This is a genomic window from Thermoactinomyces sp. DSM 45892 (genome assembly GCF_900107305.1).
In the GTDB taxonomy this organism is placed as follows: domain Bacteria; phylum Bacillota; class Bacilli; order Thermoactinomycetales; family Thermoactinomycetaceae; genus Baia.
Genome location: NZ_FNPL01000001.1, coordinates 68,914 through 84,750, shown reverse-complemented (window position 1 = coordinate 84,750; position 15,837 = coordinate 68,914). Strand labels below are relative to the sequence as shown.

The window sequence follows — 15,837 nt, the reverse complement described above, 5'->3', positions numbered from 1 at the left end:
TGACATGGACAATAGAGAAGATATATCGATGTTAAATCTCGATCTCTTCTGAAATGGAGACAGTGACAGTTTTACCATCAAACTCTTTTAAGATATTGAAGAAGGGGACTTCAATCATCTCGTCTTTCTTTAGTTCATAAATCTTTCCTTCTTCTATTGCCAATTCACCTTTTGCAGAAAATTTATTGGTACGTTTAGCCATATTGTTCAACCTCATTCTCATTAGATTCAAAAAGGAGGAGGTGCTTTTACACACTGACCTCCGCATATCTTTCAGACTGAATCACTTCTAACATCCATGAATAAGGTGTTTGCTCTCTAGCATTCATGAGATGCTTCAATATACTCGGCGAGAAGCCTGAGACAAGTTGTACGCCTTGTTCATTCATCGTGAATGGAACGTTCGTAGTAAATGCGTTTACATTCCAGAAAACTAGATTTGGTAGATCGTAGCCTGCTTCTACAAATTTGCGCTCCATGCTCCTGAAGATATGAACTTCTGCGCCTTCCGTTGCAACATCGAACTGCATGTCCGAGATGATATATAGCTTTCTGATCATGTCTGTTTTGGGGAGCTTATTTCGAATAGCAGTTTGGAGGATTACGCTTAATGCTGATTCGATATTGGTGGATTCCACGAAGTTGTGTTTAGAAATATTCGTTACTTTATTAACGATGTTATTCCCTTGGATTTTAACTAGATTGGGGCGAGAGGAGAAACTCATAAAGTGGTCCTTAAAGGCTCCTTTGTTGCGTTCTGCGATATACATCGCTAAGGAGATGGCGACATTCAAGGGGGTCCCCATCATACTGGCTGAACAATCTGCCATGACGAGTGAGTCTTCGCTCTTTTCACCAATAAAATCAGGTAGTGCGCTCCATTGCGCTTCAAATAGTTGAATATCCTGTGGGGTGAGTGGATCTGAGGAACTCCAGTAACGATATCTTTCACTATCTAGGATTTTTCCAACAATTTCGTGAGGGTACAAGGTGTTAGCATTTACTTTTGTTTTCCCTTGTTTTAAGTTGTCAAGATAGGATCGATATCGCTCTTCATCGTGTCGATAGAAAGCATCTCGATAAATCAATCCTGCTTTGGAAGGCAGTTTGTCGTATTCAACCTCATGCCAATGCTTGGAACTCATCTTATTTTCAACAATATCGATCCTCTTACGAAGGTCGGATAACGTCTTCCGATAAGTTTTAGAAGAATAGCCAAGTGATTCACGTAGTATTTTTCCGTATTTTTTTGTTATACGGGAAGAAGCATTTTCACTCGGCATCCACTTACCAAGTAAGCTTGGCATAGCAGATGATCGATCTATGTTTAGTTGGCTTTTCACTATAGCAACGACTTCTTGTCCTAATGGTGTTTCTAGTAGTCCCCATAGATCATCCCAGCGACCGAACTTAGGGATTAGATGGAGATTTTTTAATAGCACATCTCGATCATGTAGTGCAAGATGCTCCAACGATAATCTAAAAAATCGTCTTTCACCCTGACCACCACGGATATCCCGAAGATAGAAGAGGGTCTTCATGGTTAATAGTTTGTCTTCTGCGTATGCTTGGGAAAATAACATTTTAATATCGGTATCATTCCGTTGTCTGTATGCTCCGCCCATAGAGAAAAGGTCCAGCACAGTAGACTCCGTACTTCTATATGAAACAGCACCATTTGCGGTTTGAGCTTGATTAAACTCATTTCGAAGAAGATTTAGCATTTGTTTGTCCCTTTCCCTAATGGAATAGATGTTTTGTAAATTGATATGATAGAGATAAATATAACTAGGCACGGATTGTCTTAGATGAGGGGGATTTTCTTTTAGTTTTCTATGTAGTTTGATTTGCTGTATGTGCCTCATTTGGAGAGAGGGGGGAGAGGTACTTCGAATGAGTGAGGGGACTAGACACAACCAATGAATACTTAGTAATTTTTGAGTTGTATTTTCTAATTTATATGATTTGCTGTGTGTGTCTAAAGGGTGTATTAATCTAGTTTTTTTAGCTGTTCCTTCAGATTCTTTGACGGGCTTACATGTAGTCTATAGTAGTCATCGATGTACATAGGCTCATGGGTCTGTGGATGAGCGATTTTACGACCTTTTACCTTACGAACTCCTAGAGTAAAGAGACCTTTAATTTTGATCTTCTTCTTATCTACCAGTCCAGTTGCTATTTTGTCTGATAAGACACTCATTAGCAATTCTACTTCCTTTTTCTTAATTCCTAATTCTTGAATTCGCTCATCTTGCCACACAGTGTGCGTGAGATTTTGTAGATTCACTGTTAAGCTCCTTTGACTTGAATGTGTTCAAATGGAATGGGATTAAAGTTTTCATTATAAAAATTTAGTTGGTTATTCGCGTTCATTACGATTAAAATTTTTTCCATAGAGGCTTTATTAGAGTATTGGTTTAGTGCTCCATTTGTATATTTAGCTTTGTTATATACGGCATATTCTTTTACATCTTCACTTATTTGGAGAGTGTGATTCATAAAAGTGAAAGTATTTTCGGTGTCGACGTAGCACCATTGGTAGGCTTTGTTATTTGTTACTAGCAAGTCGAACTTTTTTTCTCTGTTCATAATTTAAACCTCGATACCTAAGTCTTGTTGTTGTTCCTTTGGTAGATTAGAAAAGGGGATTTCTTTACTATCTTTACGGAAGTTGGAAAGCTTATCGACTCGTTTTTTTGATAAAACCTCTTTATCATGCTTACATTTATCTATGTTATCTTTATGCCAAACTAAGTAGTTGGCAAGTGAATCGAGGAAGTACTTGGTGTTATTGTTAAACCATGCATACTTATCCTTTGTTATAGTGTCAATCCATTCGCATTTCAATTTCTCCACTATCTCTTTTTTCTCATGTATGTTTAAATGTTGGTCTAATTCAACTACTTCTCCGTTCGGCAATATTATTTTCATGATATAAATCCCTTCATATATATACCCCTTTTGAAGCGACTTTTTTGTCACTATTAAGGAAATATTTTTATTCACTCCTTATATTCAGCTTACTTGTGCAATTCGGTTGACTATTCGACCCAATACTCGATACGCTGTTTTAGTTGGATAAAGTTGAGTTTTCTTGACCACATCAAAAACGGAATAGCCTTTAAATAAATAGTTTAATAGCGTTAGTTCCTTTTTGCTGAATCTACACTTTGCAATGGCGAGGTCCAATGACATATAGGTGGCAACCATCTCAATATCGATAGTAGATATAGTACTTGTTGGAAGTATGCTGGGGTTATATGTGATATCAACCTGATCCCGAAAAAAAATGAGATGTTTTACTACAATTGGATTGGTTAAAGTAAGCTCTTCTATTATCCCTTCTTTTTGAGATAGTTTTTTTGTTAGTGTTAGCAATTTCTAGTTCACTCCTTGTTAGAAGATTTTTTGGTTGTGTTGGAATTGGATCAAATTGAAAAGTGAACTATGCGGTATGAATGTTACGGTCGGAATGTTTATGGGGCTTACTAAATTGATGTAGTAATTCAGGTAAAAAACTTCGTCTTTCTAAACTAGCAAATCTAGAGACTCCATGGTTAATCGTTTTTGCTTGTCCTAAAACCAACAATTGATTCTTGGCTCGAGAGAAAGCGGTGTAAATTAAATTTGCATTGAGTTGGTAGGCCATTGACTCATCAAGAATGACGATTACAGCTTTATACTGACTACCTTGGCTCTTGTGTATCGTTAATGCCCACGAATGAACTAAGTGCTTTAATACATTGCTAAACTTTACTTTCACCTCTACACCATCAAAGTCTACAATGATGACCTTTTCATCCTTCAGAATATCGACTATTTTTCCTGTATCTCCGTTCAAAACCTCACATTTTTCTCCACCTATTGCTTCCATTTCATATGAATTTACAATATTCATTACCAAATCATCCACACGGAATCGAGTAGTAGAGCTTTTACCAAATGCGATTTCTTTTTTCATGGGGCTTGCAGGATTAACTAGATTCTGGATTTCTTGATTGATGATGGCTGTCCCTAGTATGCCTTTTTTAGTAGGGGAGAGGATTACGGTATCCTCTGGGGCGTATTGTTCCAAAAGCTTACTATAGTGTTGTAAATATCGATTTTGAATGTAAGGAGGATCGACTAAATGGAATAGACAATCATTGCCAAAAGAGATTTGACCTTTTGAGTGATCCTTTAAAAAGTTGGTTCCATTTCGAACATGGGTTGCTACATTGAGAATGCCATCATCTTCTTGACGGAAGAATTTTTCTAATTTCGAAGCGGTGATACAGTGACTATGTATGGCATCATAGAAGAAGTTTCCTGCTCCTATACTGGGGAGTTGAAAGTCATCTCCTACAAACAAAATTCGTACATTTGGATTATCAATCGAGTCAAATAACTGAGCTAAAATAAAAATGTCACACATACTGGACTCATCAACGATGATGATGTCTTCTTTAATCTTTCCCGTAGCTTTTTCAAGGAACTTACTCGCTCTAATTTTTCTATGTATGGTGGATGCTTGTTCTCCCGTATAATGGCTCATCACTTTACTAGCTTTTCCAGTAGGAGCTAGAAGGGCAACCGTAAGATTTTTCTTTTTTACTAGCTCTAGTAAGATGCGTTGAATCCAGCTCTTTCCCATCCCTCCTCCTCCAATTAAGAACAGAATATTGTTGTTGTTCCAGTCATGGAAGAATTTGCGTTGATGGTGATCAAGTATGATTCGATGGCTTGTACAATAATTGTCCAAGAATGCGTCTATTTCTTTTGGAGTAAAAATCTGTTTGGATTGAGTCTTGATTTGGTTCATTTTCATGGCTATTAACTCTTCTTGCTTATAAAACTCTCGCAAGGTATATCGATTTCTCTTTTTGACGATATCTGGTGTCCCTTCCGTCAGCAAGGTATCTATATAAGATCGATCAATGGACAAATATGTTGCACAACGATTAAGTAGTGTATCATAGTCAATCCAAGTATGACCTTTGACACTTTCTTCTTGGATCACGTACTTAATGCAGGCTTCAATTCTTAAGGGACTTGTTAAGCTATGCCCCATAGATTTTGCAATTTCGTCTGCCTTGGGGAAACCAATCACTCCAGTTAGCAAGTACGGATTATTCTCAATTAGATCAATGACAGTCTCAGTGTTTGTATATTTTTTAAATATATCGGCTACTAAATGATATGGAATCCCGTTCCGATGAATAAATGTAGATATTTCATTTATGGTTAGTATCTCATTTACTTTTGTATAGATTGTTTCAAAAGCCTTTTTCTCCATCCCTTTGATCTTACGATAGTCAAATTTATCTTCTTTGATTAGCGAAATAATATCTTCCCCATTGTAAATCTCAAAAATATGATTCAGTTGAGCAGAAGGGAGGAATGACTTAAAAAATAGTTTCTGTTCTTCTTTGGATTGAGGGAGTAGTTGCGTGAGATTCAATACAATGTAACTTCCTTGATACTTACCATTTGGATCTTCTTTTAGTGAAACGCAGTATTTCTCACCTAGTTTAAGTTGGGGCATAGTGCCTTTAATACTAATCGTTCCATATTTGTTTAGGGTGATCTTGTTAGCAGACCTCGAATGAACTTGGCAAGCAAAGATGCCATAATAGTTTTTTTCATCGAAATACAGTTTTTTATTTGGTATTACTATGATTCTATTCGACATATCGTCACCTCTATATTAATATTATATGATTATTTTTATGTACTTGTCAAACGAGGCTATTATGTTAAATCTGATAGTTAGTTTAGATTTTAGTTTTGTGAAAGTCTATTTTTATGTAAGTGATCCTGTTTTAACAATGGTTTAACGGCGTATGAGGTTGAGTTTTCATTGAAGGAAATATCTTTAAACTTAATGTAGAAGATTCAATTGGGTCTTTATAAGTACATAAAAATAATCGTATAATATAAAGAGTATAGGGAGTGGTGATCTTATGAGCTTTCAAAATAACTTACTACAGTTAAATGGCAGTACTGGAAGTAGCATATGGGAATGTATTAAAACATTTTTAGAGAGAATTGAGCAAAATAGTATTCATACAAGGACTTCCTATGAGGTTGCGATAAGAGATTTTTTCATGACAATGTGTCGCAAGGCAGTAGATGATCTAGTAGAAGGGGATTTGGTATTCACGAAAATGCAGATTGAGTCTTATCAGGTACAGCTCCGACAACGATATAAAACTGCAACAGTCAATTCTCGTCTCTCCGCTCTGAAAAAATGCTATAAGAAATTAGCAGAGTACGGTTTTGATGTGAAACCATCATGGTTTGAAGTGGAACGATATGCTGAACATGACAAGGTATCCTATGATCCTATGACACATTTAGAAATCATAGAAGCTATCAAATTAGTTGGTACAACACGTAAGGGATTTGAAAAGGGGCTGTTAATTCGAGTGGCATATGCTACTGCATTTCGAAAAGACTCTATCCTGAATTTGACTTGGGACAGTTTAATCGAACGTGATGGGGTATGGTTCTTAAGGACTCTTGGCAAAGGGAACAAATGGGATTACAAAAAAATCTCATCTGATCTTCATGATGCGTTGATGAAGCAAAAAGAATTGGTAGGTGGAGAAAAAATTTTTCGACTTACTAATAAAAGTGTGAATAGGTTAATCAGCTATCTAAGAGATAATATGGACTTCCAAGACAGGAAGATCGCCTTCCATTCGTTTAAAAAATCAAGTATTAATGAAGTTGCTGTGATAACGAACTATGACTTGAAAGCCATGCAACAACAGGGGAATCATGCCTCTATTACGACCACTCTAAATGATTATATGGCGAAGAAATCACTTGACGATTTAGTTATCGTCGATGTGAATAATCATATACCCATTGAAAGATTTGATGATTTATCACATGAGCAGTTGTTGAATTTAGTAAAACAAGCAGATAGGAGTACCCAGATTAAATTACTGCAATCTCTGGATACGCTTGATTTGTAAAGGGAAGAGATAAACCTATTTTGACTGTAGATTGTATAAAAAAATATGATGGATGATTTCATTACTTAAATAATAGGTACGTAAAATCAATTATAAAATATATATATATTATTTTAAAACTGATCTTACGTACCTATTGAACAGAACAGGACTGAAACCATGTTGGTATTAATGCTGAAAGAGGCTGTAGAACGGTTTGGAACGAAAGCACAAAGAAACTGTATTGCTAACGGTCGTAAATGGAGAAAGGAAAGCAATGATTGTCTTCTGAAATCGATGAAGCAATATTATGGTGTTGTTAAGGAAGAAAAACGTGGACGTAATAAGGTGTTTGTTTTAGAGGAGCCATTTGAGAGTGTTGTGGAGCGAAGGGATCAACGCCGAAATAATGGAACTGTAGTACCTTACAACGATGCATTATATAATCTAGTTTTGGATTACTTTTTTACATATTGCAGGGATAAGTTCATATCAATGTCGTTGAATCAATGGTTGACTCAAATAGGTTTTGTGAATATAGAGATAATCAGTGCTTCAAACAATGATCTAACCATGATTGAACATATTGGGAAGCTGAAGGAAAAATATCATAGTGCTTTTACTGAGGATGATATTGTGGTTTTACGTCATTTTGTTTTAACTGAGCTGAATCGCTTAAGACGGGGGTTAACTTCTGTTTTTACTAGGCTTTCTGAGGAGAATATCATCCTTTACCGTAAAGAAATGTATGCTTGTCAGTTAGAGGACGAAGAGCATAGAGCTCTATCTAATCTTGAGGTTCAAGAGATTTCAAACTTAAGAAAAGAATTATGTTTGAAGCATGGAGTTTCTCTAACAGATCTATCTTTCAAGCATTTTCATCCTGCCGTTAATGCCTTTAAGAAGGAGTATGATGAGTTGTTGATGGGAATGGGTATCAAATACTATTATGAATCACACGGTTGTGTCATACAGGTTCCAGAATTACATTTTGGTGATTTGGAGGAGTTATATACTAAGCATAGACTAAGCCAGATTGACCGTGATAACATGTTTGAGGTTTTTAAAGAGCAATATGCAAAGCATTCGTTAACCTTGGCAACAAAAAGACAGATGCGAAAAAACAAATCGGACAATAAATATATTGTGCAACTGAAAGTGTTAGAAGACTATGTACCCATGTGGGAGATGTTATTGATTTTTTATGATTTAACAAACCATATCCAACCTAAGTACACTGAATTCGATTAAAACAGTGAAATAGAATAAGCCGACCCCTAGAAGGATCGGCTTCGACTTTTTCGTAACTCGTCGGTTTGAGCAAGTTGGTTTTCGATCATTTGGGATAACCCTAGCAAAATCCCTCCACCCACGGCTGATCCGATCCACCACATAAGGGCTATAGACCATACAAACGTGGATTTTGTTGTGGGACCCAATTCTGGGAATACTTGACTTGGTGTCACAACAGATACGTTTGCTAATAATAGACCCGCCATGAAACCTATAGCCATGACAGCAAGCCCTATTCTATAGAGCCACTTTTGAATTTTCACTATAAATAACTCCCATACTAACTTAGATTTCTCGACCGCTTTTCTATATTTTCCTTTGTAAAAAAGCAAACCATCAACCAAATCATGTGAACTACAAATGCGATAAGCCACATAGCCGCTACACTGATCATGGGATATAGACCATGTGGGTCCATTAATCCCAGAAATAAAAATGATGGAGGAATTGGCATTAGATATACTAGCAAATGCTTGTATTTACTTTCGATATAAAGTGTAGTGAGTGATAGTAATATAACAAGATAGTAACAGACAAACAAGAGATGTAGATCCGAAGATGATCCTAACTTCAAATATTGTCTAATATGCAAAGAGCTCACTATGACAAGCAGAATAATTCCCATATACATAAGACTTCGTTGAATACGGATTATCCTCACCCTTTCTATAAAATCTGTCAGTTGTACCAAGTAAACACTCACTGCCAATCTTGGTCGTCAACCACCCACTCCCCTTTTTGTTTATAGTCACTATATTACGATAAATATAACTAAAAAATCAATAAATATTTATAATAAAAATTATCATATCATTATATATCTGAATATATTTATGTTAATATTTAATAATATCTGAGAATGTGTATAAGATAGGGAGCGTGATGAAATGAGCTTTTCTTATAGAATCCCTTATGCAATCTGTTGAAGAGAGGTTTAGCCAAGTGAAGGGAGATAATTATGTAGTTCCAGCTTCATGCCACATTTAGATGTTAAATTGGAGATGGAAATGGTATCTCCTTATCCGAAAGCAAGGAAGAGGGGTTCGCAAAATGACTATATTTCATTCTGTATTTAAATTTTTCTATTCATAATAATATGATATAATGGATCTATCATTCGACAACATTGGAGGTCTATATGAAACGAATTTTGACAATCTGTATCATTAATTGCTTGCTCATTTTGGCTCCTGCCAATACATTTGCTTCACCGCCTACTGGAGATGGAAAAGTCTATTACTCGCACATGATCCAAGATGGAACGGTGAATCACGAGCCGATCTTTCGCTATTTTCTCAATGTAGCTAATCCTGATGGGAGTGGAGGACGCACACTCAGTCCTAAGTTAGATCGGATATGGGACGTATCTCCAGATGGGAAAAAGGTATTACAGAATCAATATGTATCGCCTTTTGAAAATAACAATATCATTCTATCGAACACGAATGGAACAAGACCAAAGGTCTTGACAAAAGGGCTCTTTGCTAAGTATTCAGGGAACGGAAAAAAGATCGTATTTATTCGCTTCTGCGATGACACTCACTCAGATGATGTCTTTCTCATCAACACTGATGGAACAGGAGAACGCAGACTCACTCATACTCTAGACAATGAATCAGACGCAACGAGTAATTTTGATGGATCTCAAGTACTGTACGCAACTTGGCTCGGACAAGGGGAGACCTCAACTAGACATTTCAATTTGTTGAAAACCGATGGTTCTAGTGAACCAAGGGATATCCTAATGGGGCAAGATGATACAAGTCCATCCCTTTCACCTGATGGAAGTAAGATTGTGTTTGCCAGAAGCTTCTCAGAAAATGGAGACACCCAATCGGATATCTATATGAAAAGTCTACTAGATGGAATTGAGCAGAATCTAACGAAAGACTTTGATGAATTTGCCTATTGTCCCTTATGGTCCAATGATGGATCAGGTATCTTGTTCTCCGATATGAGAAATTCTTTTCAATCCACACCTTTTTACACCATGAATGCAGACGGAACCCATATTCAAAAGATTGATAAGCCGAATCAAAAGGGAATAGAGCCACTTCGCTGGATCAAATAGCCACATATAGAGGGGACCTTCCTTGATACATTCGGAGGTCCCTTTCCTTATGGGAATCGAAGAGCAACTATCATAATACATTTAATATACTAAAAAGTTTCCTTTATATTAAAAAGGGAATCTATAAGACGTAAGCACATCAAACAAATAAGGAGGTTGTGGCTATCATGCAATATTTAGATCGTATTGTTTATCGTGGAAAGGCTTATTACAACATTTCGGAGGAATTTTTATGAATTTGTTAGAGAAATTGCTATCGTATTTCAGCAGTGGGGATTTTATCATACAGAAAACATCTAAACCTGTGTCTCATTCGAAGGACTTGGTTGAGGAGATCGTTCGCCAGACAATGAGATAACAGCTTTCGAGTTGCCTAATCGACGTAGGCAACCTTTACATATAAAACAGAGAAATTGAGGAATATACTTGAAAAAACCATCTTTAATCGGACTTATCACAAAACCGAAAGAACAATTTGAGGCGATGAAGAGCAACCCCGCTATTGCTTGGATTCCATTAACAGTATTGTCTCTTCTGACTATGGTGGTATACGTTTTTCTAGATGAGCCTTCATTCTTCACATTTGCAGGCAATTCTGGAGTGCATATCGCACTCGTTGGAGTGTTGGCCTTATTCGTTTTCATGATTATGTATGTGTTCATTGTCTTATCAATCATGATCATGTCATGGATTACGCAAGGGATCGTCAAGCTATTTGGTGGAAACATCTCATTTAAGCATTCATTCTCGCTAAATATGAATCTCTGGTTTATTTCGCTATTGGGTCTAATAGGGAGCCTTTTACTTACGTTTCTATTCCGAACTAATCCAGAGGTACACTATACCAGTTTTGCCAGTATGCTCCCTGTTAAGGGCTTCTGGGCAGGGGTTCTAAGCTGTGTTGATCTATTCGAAATATGGTTTACCACTCTCTTTGCAATGGGTCTAGCGACCTTAACCAATCTATCGCCTAAGAAGTCATGGATCATTGCCATTCTATTTTGGATGATATCGGCTGTTTGTACAGGATTAGTTAGTACATTGTAGTGTGTAGTCTATATAAATAAAAAAGCAAGGGATACTCCAATAATAGAGATCCTTGCTTTTTTTCATGTTGTGAAAGGCACAGAATAGCTCTCTGTAAGTATGTTGATAGAGGGGAGTTTAAATAGATAATCCAGAAAAATAGATAGATTCGCACGAAAGAAGTATGTCTATAAAGGGAGTTATGATCGTAAAAATTAAGCAATAGATAATATATTAGATCAAATAAGTGCGTCACAAATGTCTCAATAGAGAATGCTTTCTCGTGCGAGAAAACGTGCGATTAAGAGGTTAATTACCATTTATAGGATAATAGAAAAATGATTTTTAGATCTGAGACCTCGATTTGATAATAGGGTGTGGGAGTGGTACAGCTCCCCTGTCCTCTGCCGAATCGGTCATTTGAAAAGGTCAAAAAGTACCCCTATAACGTACATTATAGGGTACTTAGGAATAAATGAGATCGAAAGGAGGGTATAGGGGAGGGGGAGTTTTGGAGTGAATGAGACGGGTGACGGTCAAAGGGGTATTTGTTGATTTCCATAGTTTGGATATTGTTACTAGCTGTTTCACAACAAGGAGACACACACGATCTATTTAATATAACAAGTTCCAAAAACTGTAAGTCACCAACATTGTCACCACCACCAATATAACCCAATCTATATAACTACTATATACACAGTTAAAAGGCATCCATAGGACACCTTTTAACTTAGATATAATTGTCATTATTTTAAGCTAGTTGAAATATTCCAGCCACAAACCACTTTCAATTTCAATGAACGTCCCATCCATCTCCATATCTCGTCCGACTCTCTCCCAATCAATATACCAAGATAAAGGATTGTTGTCATCAAAGCTTCCACACTCTTCATGCCATGCACAAGCAATGTCACTCATGCTATCCTCATTCCACAATCGATAATTGTAGTCCTTAACATCGTCAACAGCTTGATCTATCGTAAGACCAATATCATCCATTAGGATAATAGCAACCTTCTTTTCTTCCTCTTCCAGCTCGTCCAACTTTTCGGCAATGTCGTTAAGCTTATATATACTCTCGTACTCTTCGATTCTAAAGGGTGCTTCATAATCATGTATTGCAAACTCTTCATAACAAACGCCGTTTACCTCTAATCCATGGTGGTAATCTCCACTATCATCCAGATAGCCTAAACCGATTTTACAAAACACTTCTTGAAAATTGTCATCAACTGGTAGCTCTACCCATTCGCCGACCAGTTCCCCCTCGCTGTATTTTCCTAAATTGGCAATGTAGATATTGATATCTGTATCCATATATCATTTCTCCTCTATAGGTTGATTGTTTAGCAGATCTTTGTAATCGTTGGTACTAAAATAAGTGACTCGGGACAAATACAACAAATACGTAGCTAGATACAGGGTTCTGTCTCTTGTCGGTTCGGTCTCGAAACCCTCCATGTTTTCCAAACGGCTATAAACAAGATGCTTTTTATCTTCGGATAGGCTCCATTGCTCGATCCTAACAGGCAAGTGAAATGCTTCTAATTCACTTTTGTTTAAGCGCTGAACTTTACTATCTGTATACACTAACCATTTAGAAGAGTCTTGCTTGATCTTCTTTGATATTTCACAGTAGTAATAACCGCATCCATTGTCAGGATGAAAATACTCAACATCCTTAAAAATCTCAATATAGGACCTATCACGGTTCATTTTTCTTCCCTCCAAATAGTACATTTAGATATACGATTTATTTTATGTACTTTAATTATTATGTTAGACTCTCTAATTTCTCTTGTCAATATATTTATATAAAGAAATTAACTATTTTATATAATTAAATTGAATATTGAATAATCTCATATATTCGTGGGTCCCATGAGTTTGAAACATGTATAACCGCATAGGTTAAATGTAGGAAATCTATAATTAATATAATTAACAGGTTTCTGTAAAAGTTGCTAAGTCTATTATGTGTTCAAAAAGAGAGATGGTAGTAAATTCGAGAGAGTCAATAAAGTGTGGAGTTGACAAAGGAAATTGGTAGTAGAAGATGAAAAGGGATAATGCTGGTGTGCTTAGTGATTATGACGGTCAATGTCTAGGTGTTTCATGAAATAAGTCAACCTATCTATTAATAGCTAGTGTGATGCCGCAATATTAATTTGCATCATTCAAATGTCGTTAATTTGTAGAGGGGTGGATTATTAAATAAAAACATGTATAGGGCTTATTCTATACATGTTTTTTTATTCTATCTTTCTCACATTACCAAGGCTATGGAAGATTGATAATTGAATAGATCGGAATGATGGATAGTCTTATCTGTATTAGGATAGATGTCATGTAAGATCGAATATTTGCAGTTATATCATCTAATACGCCCAAAACTGAATCAAAAAATGGATAAGTAGTGTTCATCGAAAACAGTCTCCCCCTATTGTTCCGTGTCCCTATCAATAGTTAGAATAAAAATATTTATACAAACATATTGACAATAGTTGATTGAGAGTTTAATATACTAAACAAGTACATAAAATAAGTTGTATATTATTATATAGATCGGGGTTGTTGTTATGGGTAAAGTGATAATCAAAAATCCGTTCGAAGAGTATCAAGTTGTTGAGCTAGACCGTGAGGAAGTGGGTTTGAAATTTCTGCAAGAAACAGTAGAAGGGCTTGTAGAAGTAGTTGAGTTACCCAACGGGTACGATCTCTGGATCAATGAAGAAGGGAAACTTGATAGTCTTGACCCAAACTGTTGGTTAGTGTCTTTTAAAAAGCATCGGGGAGAATTGCTTATGGGAAAGGATGTTCTAGCTGGAACGCTAATTATCTGTAAGCATGACGACGAAGGGAGAAGCATTTCGTTAACTGATGAGGAAGCGCATGATGTTTTGCGTAATCTAAAATACACTGTGGTTCCAGTAACACGAGAGAGAGCCGAAAGTATAAACTTGGAGGACTATATGTCAATAAGGGTTGAGAGTTTTGACTCTGAAAGTTATGAAAGTCTATTTATAGAGGGGAATCCTTTTAAACTCTTTCCAGATTTAGGTGCTTTTATATCAAATCCAAACCGTCCAAGCAGTTTATATATTTTATTCAAAGATGAAGATGAAGAAGGGATCGATTTATATGAGAGGGACTAACTCCTCTCTCTTCAAAAAATGATTTAAATGGCGATGAAATGCACACAGGAACAAAGATGATTAAAAAAGCAGATGTATCCAGAGGGGGACTAACATATGCCAAAGTTTCTAGTTGATTATGATGTTACGTTTTATGATTCTGCATCTTTTCTTGACTGGAGCAAAGAACAGTACGTTGTTATAGGTTCGCAACAGATAGTGCTAACAGATGTGGAAGGCGAGTTAGACAAAAAACTTTCTCTATACACAAAAATCCCTGAGAAATACCGTGTTTTGTCGGAACACATACAAAAACATTATGGCAAACAAGGCTTTAAGGATAAAAGTATTTACTTTCAGATCAAACAGTTTGAACGTCTGGAAGATGTATCATATGAAGGCGAATTGATACGAAGAGATGAATAAAAGAGCATTTTTATACAGTTGCACTCTGGAAGAGCTTTAGAAGAATAGCAGTGTTCGGTCGCATTTACTACATAGGGAGGTGAGGCAAAATATGAGATTACGAACAAGAATGGTCGGATGATAGAGTCATGGTACAAAACAACGTGTACATGACCCTCTTAAGAAATGACATTTTAATAAAAGGAGCTGTGACAAATGAGAATCTTATACTTTGAAGGTGTTGGAAACCCATTTTCATCTGAAGTGGTAGGAGATTTGAGAAACTACCGAATTCGTACTGCATTTTCTAATCTGGACGGGATTGCATATTATGTGGAATTAAGTGCAACTCCTCGTTACAAGAAAAATAGTTATAAGGAGATAAAAGATCAAGCAAGGGCTTTATCTGTACCACACTTATATAAGATTGGTGATGTTGTTGAAGGTCTTAAACAGTGCCATGAAGTAGAGAGGAACTTTGATAAAATCTATAAATTGGATTATACAAAAGCAAGCATTACAGAATGGATCAATGAAGTTGTAAATTGCCAGTTTGATTCTGTTGAAGTGCTGGATGAGTTCTATGGCTACGATGTCTACAGGGAACGGGATAAGTATGACCTAATTGATAATTTTGATGTGAACCATGAATTAGCATCTCGACGAAGAGAAGCATATCGAAAGATAGATGATATGTATAAAAAGGCATTAAATGAAAGATTTACTGTAATTACACTTCGAGAAATGGATGAAAATAGTATCACAATTCGATGTCATGCAAGTGAGGAGGCCTTAAGAAGAAGCGGCTTGCCTAGATTTACAACAATAGCAGTCTAGCATTAAAGATTTGTGTTGTTGCGGTTATAATGCAATAGGAACAAGTAGGTGAATCGAATGTGAAATAAGATGTGTGATTTTAGGAGTGGAGCCCTCAAGGATAGCTATAAATTATGGAATATTCAAT

The 15,837-nt window shown here is 36.3% G+C and carries 16 protein-coding genes; 7 read left to right on the top strand and 9 right to left on the bottom strand.

The window, feature by feature from the left end; genetic code table 11:
- Window positions 1-31: 31 nt before the first annotated feature.
- The 6 genes from BLU58_RS16225 to BLU58_RS00380 form a co-directional block, all read right to left on the bottom strand.
- Complete coding sequence (locus tag BLU58_RS16225; protein WP_176786419.1) at window positions 32-202, bottom strand: YonK family protein; 171 nt, start codon at window positions 200-202, stop codon at window positions 32-34.
- Window positions 203-248: 46 nt separating this feature from the next.
- Window positions 249-1,724, bottom strand: a complete 1,476-nt coding sequence (locus BLU58_RS00405) for a DUF2828 family protein (protein ID WP_176786418.1) — start codon at window positions 1,722-1,724, stop codon at window positions 249-251.
- A 266-nt stretch (window positions 1,725-1,990) separates the two neighbouring features.
- Window positions 1,991-2,287: an HU family DNA-binding protein gene (locus tag BLU58_RS00400; RefSeq protein WP_093290260.1), complete on the bottom strand. Its 297-nt coding sequence runs from the start codon at window positions 2,285-2,287 to the stop codon at window positions 1,991-1,993.
- 305 nt (window positions 2,288-2,592) lie between these two features.
- On the bottom strand, window positions 2,593-2,931 hold the full coding sequence (locus tag BLU58_RS00390; RefSeq protein ID WP_143123649.1) for a C97 family peptidase: 339 nt from the start codon (window positions 2,929-2,931) through the stop codon (window positions 2,593-2,595).
- An 84-nt stretch (window positions 2,932-3,015) separates the two neighbouring features.
- Window positions 3,016-3,378 (bottom strand): hypothetical protein, encoded by a 363-nt coding sequence (locus BLU58_RS00385; RefSeq protein ID WP_093290257.1) that lies wholly within the window; start codon window positions 3,376-3,378, stop codon window positions 3,016-3,018.
- 67 nt (window positions 3,379-3,445) lie between these two features.
- Window positions 3,446-5,671 carry an AAA family ATPase gene (locus BLU58_RS00380; RefSeq protein ID WP_093290256.1) on the bottom strand — a complete coding sequence of 742 codons (2,226 nt, stop codon included), beginning with the start codon at window positions 5,669-5,671 and terminating at the stop codon, window positions 3,446-3,448.
- 271 nt (window positions 5,672-5,942) lie between these two features.
- On the opposite strand from BLU58_RS00380, the gene BLU58_RS00375 reads away from it, so the two are divergent.
- Together BLU58_RS00375 and BLU58_RS00370 are read left to right on the top strand one after the other, a co-directional pair.
- The gene (locus BLU58_RS00375; RefSeq protein WP_093290255.1) at window positions 5,943-6,962 is read left to right on the top strand and encodes a tyrosine-type recombinase/integrase; all 1,020 of its coding nucleotides are present in this window, start codon (window positions 5,943-5,945) and stop codon (window positions 6,960-6,962) included.
- 159 nt (window positions 6,963-7,121) lie between these two features.
- Window positions 7,122-8,192 (top strand): hypothetical protein, encoded by a 1,071-nt coding sequence (locus BLU58_RS00370; protein ID WP_093290254.1) that lies wholly within the window; start codon window positions 7,122-7,124, stop codon window positions 8,190-8,192.
- 26 nt (window positions 8,193-8,218) lie between these two features.
- Here the strand turns inward: BLU58_RS00370 and BLU58_RS00365 are convergent, their stop codons facing one another.
- Window positions 8,219-8,497, bottom strand: coding sequence for a hypothetical protein (locus BLU58_RS00365; protein WP_093290253.1), 279 nt, complete (start codon window positions 8,495-8,497; stop codon window positions 8,219-8,221).
- 875 nt (window positions 8,498-9,372) lie between these two features.
- On the opposite strand from BLU58_RS00365, the gene BLU58_RS00355 reads away from it, so the two are divergent.
- Window positions 9,373-10,305, top strand: a complete 933-nt coding sequence (locus BLU58_RS00355) for a TolB family protein (RefSeq protein ID WP_093290251.1) — start codon at window positions 9,373-9,375, stop codon at window positions 10,303-10,305.
- Window positions 10,306-10,731: 426 nt separating this feature from the next.
- Window positions 10,732-11,352 (top strand): YknW family membrane protein, encoded by a 621-nt coding sequence (locus tag BLU58_RS00350; RefSeq protein ID WP_093290250.1) that lies wholly within the window; start codon window positions 10,732-10,734, stop codon window positions 11,350-11,352.
- Between the two features lie 738 nt (window positions 11,353-12,090).
- On the opposite strand, the gene BLU58_RS00345 is transcribed toward BLU58_RS00350, so the two are convergent.
- Window positions 12,091-12,651 carry an antirestriction protein ArdA gene (locus BLU58_RS00345; protein WP_093290249.1) on the bottom strand — a complete coding sequence of 187 codons (561 nt, stop codon included), beginning with the start codon at window positions 12,649-12,651 and terminating at the stop codon, window positions 12,091-12,093.
- A 3-nt stretch (window positions 12,652-12,654) separates the two neighbouring features.
- A complete protein-coding gene (locus BLU58_RS00340; RefSeq protein WP_093290248.1) occupies window positions 12,655-13,050 on the bottom strand; it encodes a hypothetical protein in 396 nt (131 codons plus the stop codon).
- A gap of 863 nt (window positions 13,051-13,913) precedes the next feature.
- On the opposite strand from BLU58_RS00340, the gene BLU58_RS00335 reads away from it, so the two are divergent.
- The 3 genes from BLU58_RS00335 to BLU58_RS00325 all read left to right on the top strand — a co-directional run bounded on the left by BLU58_RS00335 (window position 13,914) and on the right by BLU58_RS00325 (window position 15,710).
- Window positions 13,914-14,489, top strand: coding sequence for a DUF3846 domain-containing protein (locus BLU58_RS00335; protein ID WP_093290247.1), 576 nt, complete (start codon window positions 13,914-13,916; stop codon window positions 14,487-14,489).
- 96 nt (window positions 14,490-14,585) lie between these two features.
- A complete protein-coding gene (locus BLU58_RS00330) occupies window positions 14,586-14,894 on the top strand; it encodes a hypothetical protein (RefSeq protein ID WP_093290246.1) in 309 nt (102 codons plus the stop codon).
- 195 nt (window positions 14,895-15,089) lie between these two features.
- Entirely contained in the window at window positions 15,090-15,710 is a 621-nt protein-coding gene (locus BLU58_RS00325) for a hypothetical protein (protein ID WP_093290245.1), read from the top strand.
- Window positions 15,711-15,837: the final 127 nt, after the last annotated feature.

Bases quoted from the DNA above. Each gene is read 5' to 3' on its own strand.
- BLU58_RS00330 (WP_093290246.1), top strand. From the start codon at position 14,586: ATGCCAAAGTTTCTAGTTGATTATGATGTTACGTTTTATGATTCTGCA.
- BLU58_RS16225 (WP_176786419.1), bottom strand. From the start codon at position 202: ATGGCTAAACGTACCAATAAATTTTCTGCAAAAGGTGAATTGGCAATA.
- BLU58_RS00345 (WP_093290249.1), bottom strand. From the start codon at position 12,651: ATGGATACAGATATCAATATCTACATTGCCAATTTAGGAAAATACAGC.
- BLU58_RS00335 (WP_093290247.1), top strand. From the start codon at position 13,914: ATGGGTAAAGTGATAATCAAAAATCCGTTCGAAGAGTATCAAGTTGTT.
- BLU58_RS00340 (WP_093290248.1), bottom strand. From the start codon at position 13,050: ATGAACCGTGATAGGTCCTATATTGAGATTTTTAAGGATGTTGAGTAT.
- BLU58_RS00390 (WP_143123649.1), bottom strand. From the start codon at position 2,931: ATGAAAATAATATTGCCGAACGGAGAAGTAGTTGAATTAGACCAACAT.
- BLU58_RS00355 (WP_093290251.1), top strand. From the start codon at position 9,373: ATGAAACGAATTTTGACAATCTGTATCATTAATTGCTTGCTCATTTTG.
- BLU58_RS00375 (WP_093290255.1), top strand. From the start codon at position 5,943: ATGAGCTTTCAAAATAACTTACTACAGTTAAATGGCAGTACTGGAAGT.
- BLU58_RS00325 (WP_093290245.1), top strand. From the start codon at position 15,090: ATGAGAATCTTATACTTTGAAGGTGTTGGAAACCCATTTTCATCTGAA.
- BLU58_RS00380 (WP_093290256.1), bottom strand. From the start codon at position 5,671: ATGTCGAATAGAATCATAGTAATACCAAATAAAAAACTGTATTTCGAT.
- BLU58_RS00370 (WP_093290254.1), top strand. From the start codon at position 7,122: ATGTTGGTATTAATGCTGAAAGAGGCTGTAGAACGGTTTGGAACGAAA.
- BLU58_RS00405 (WP_176786418.1), bottom strand. From the start codon at position 1,724: ATGCTAAATCTTCTTCGAAATGAGTTTAATCAAGCTCAAACCGCAAAT.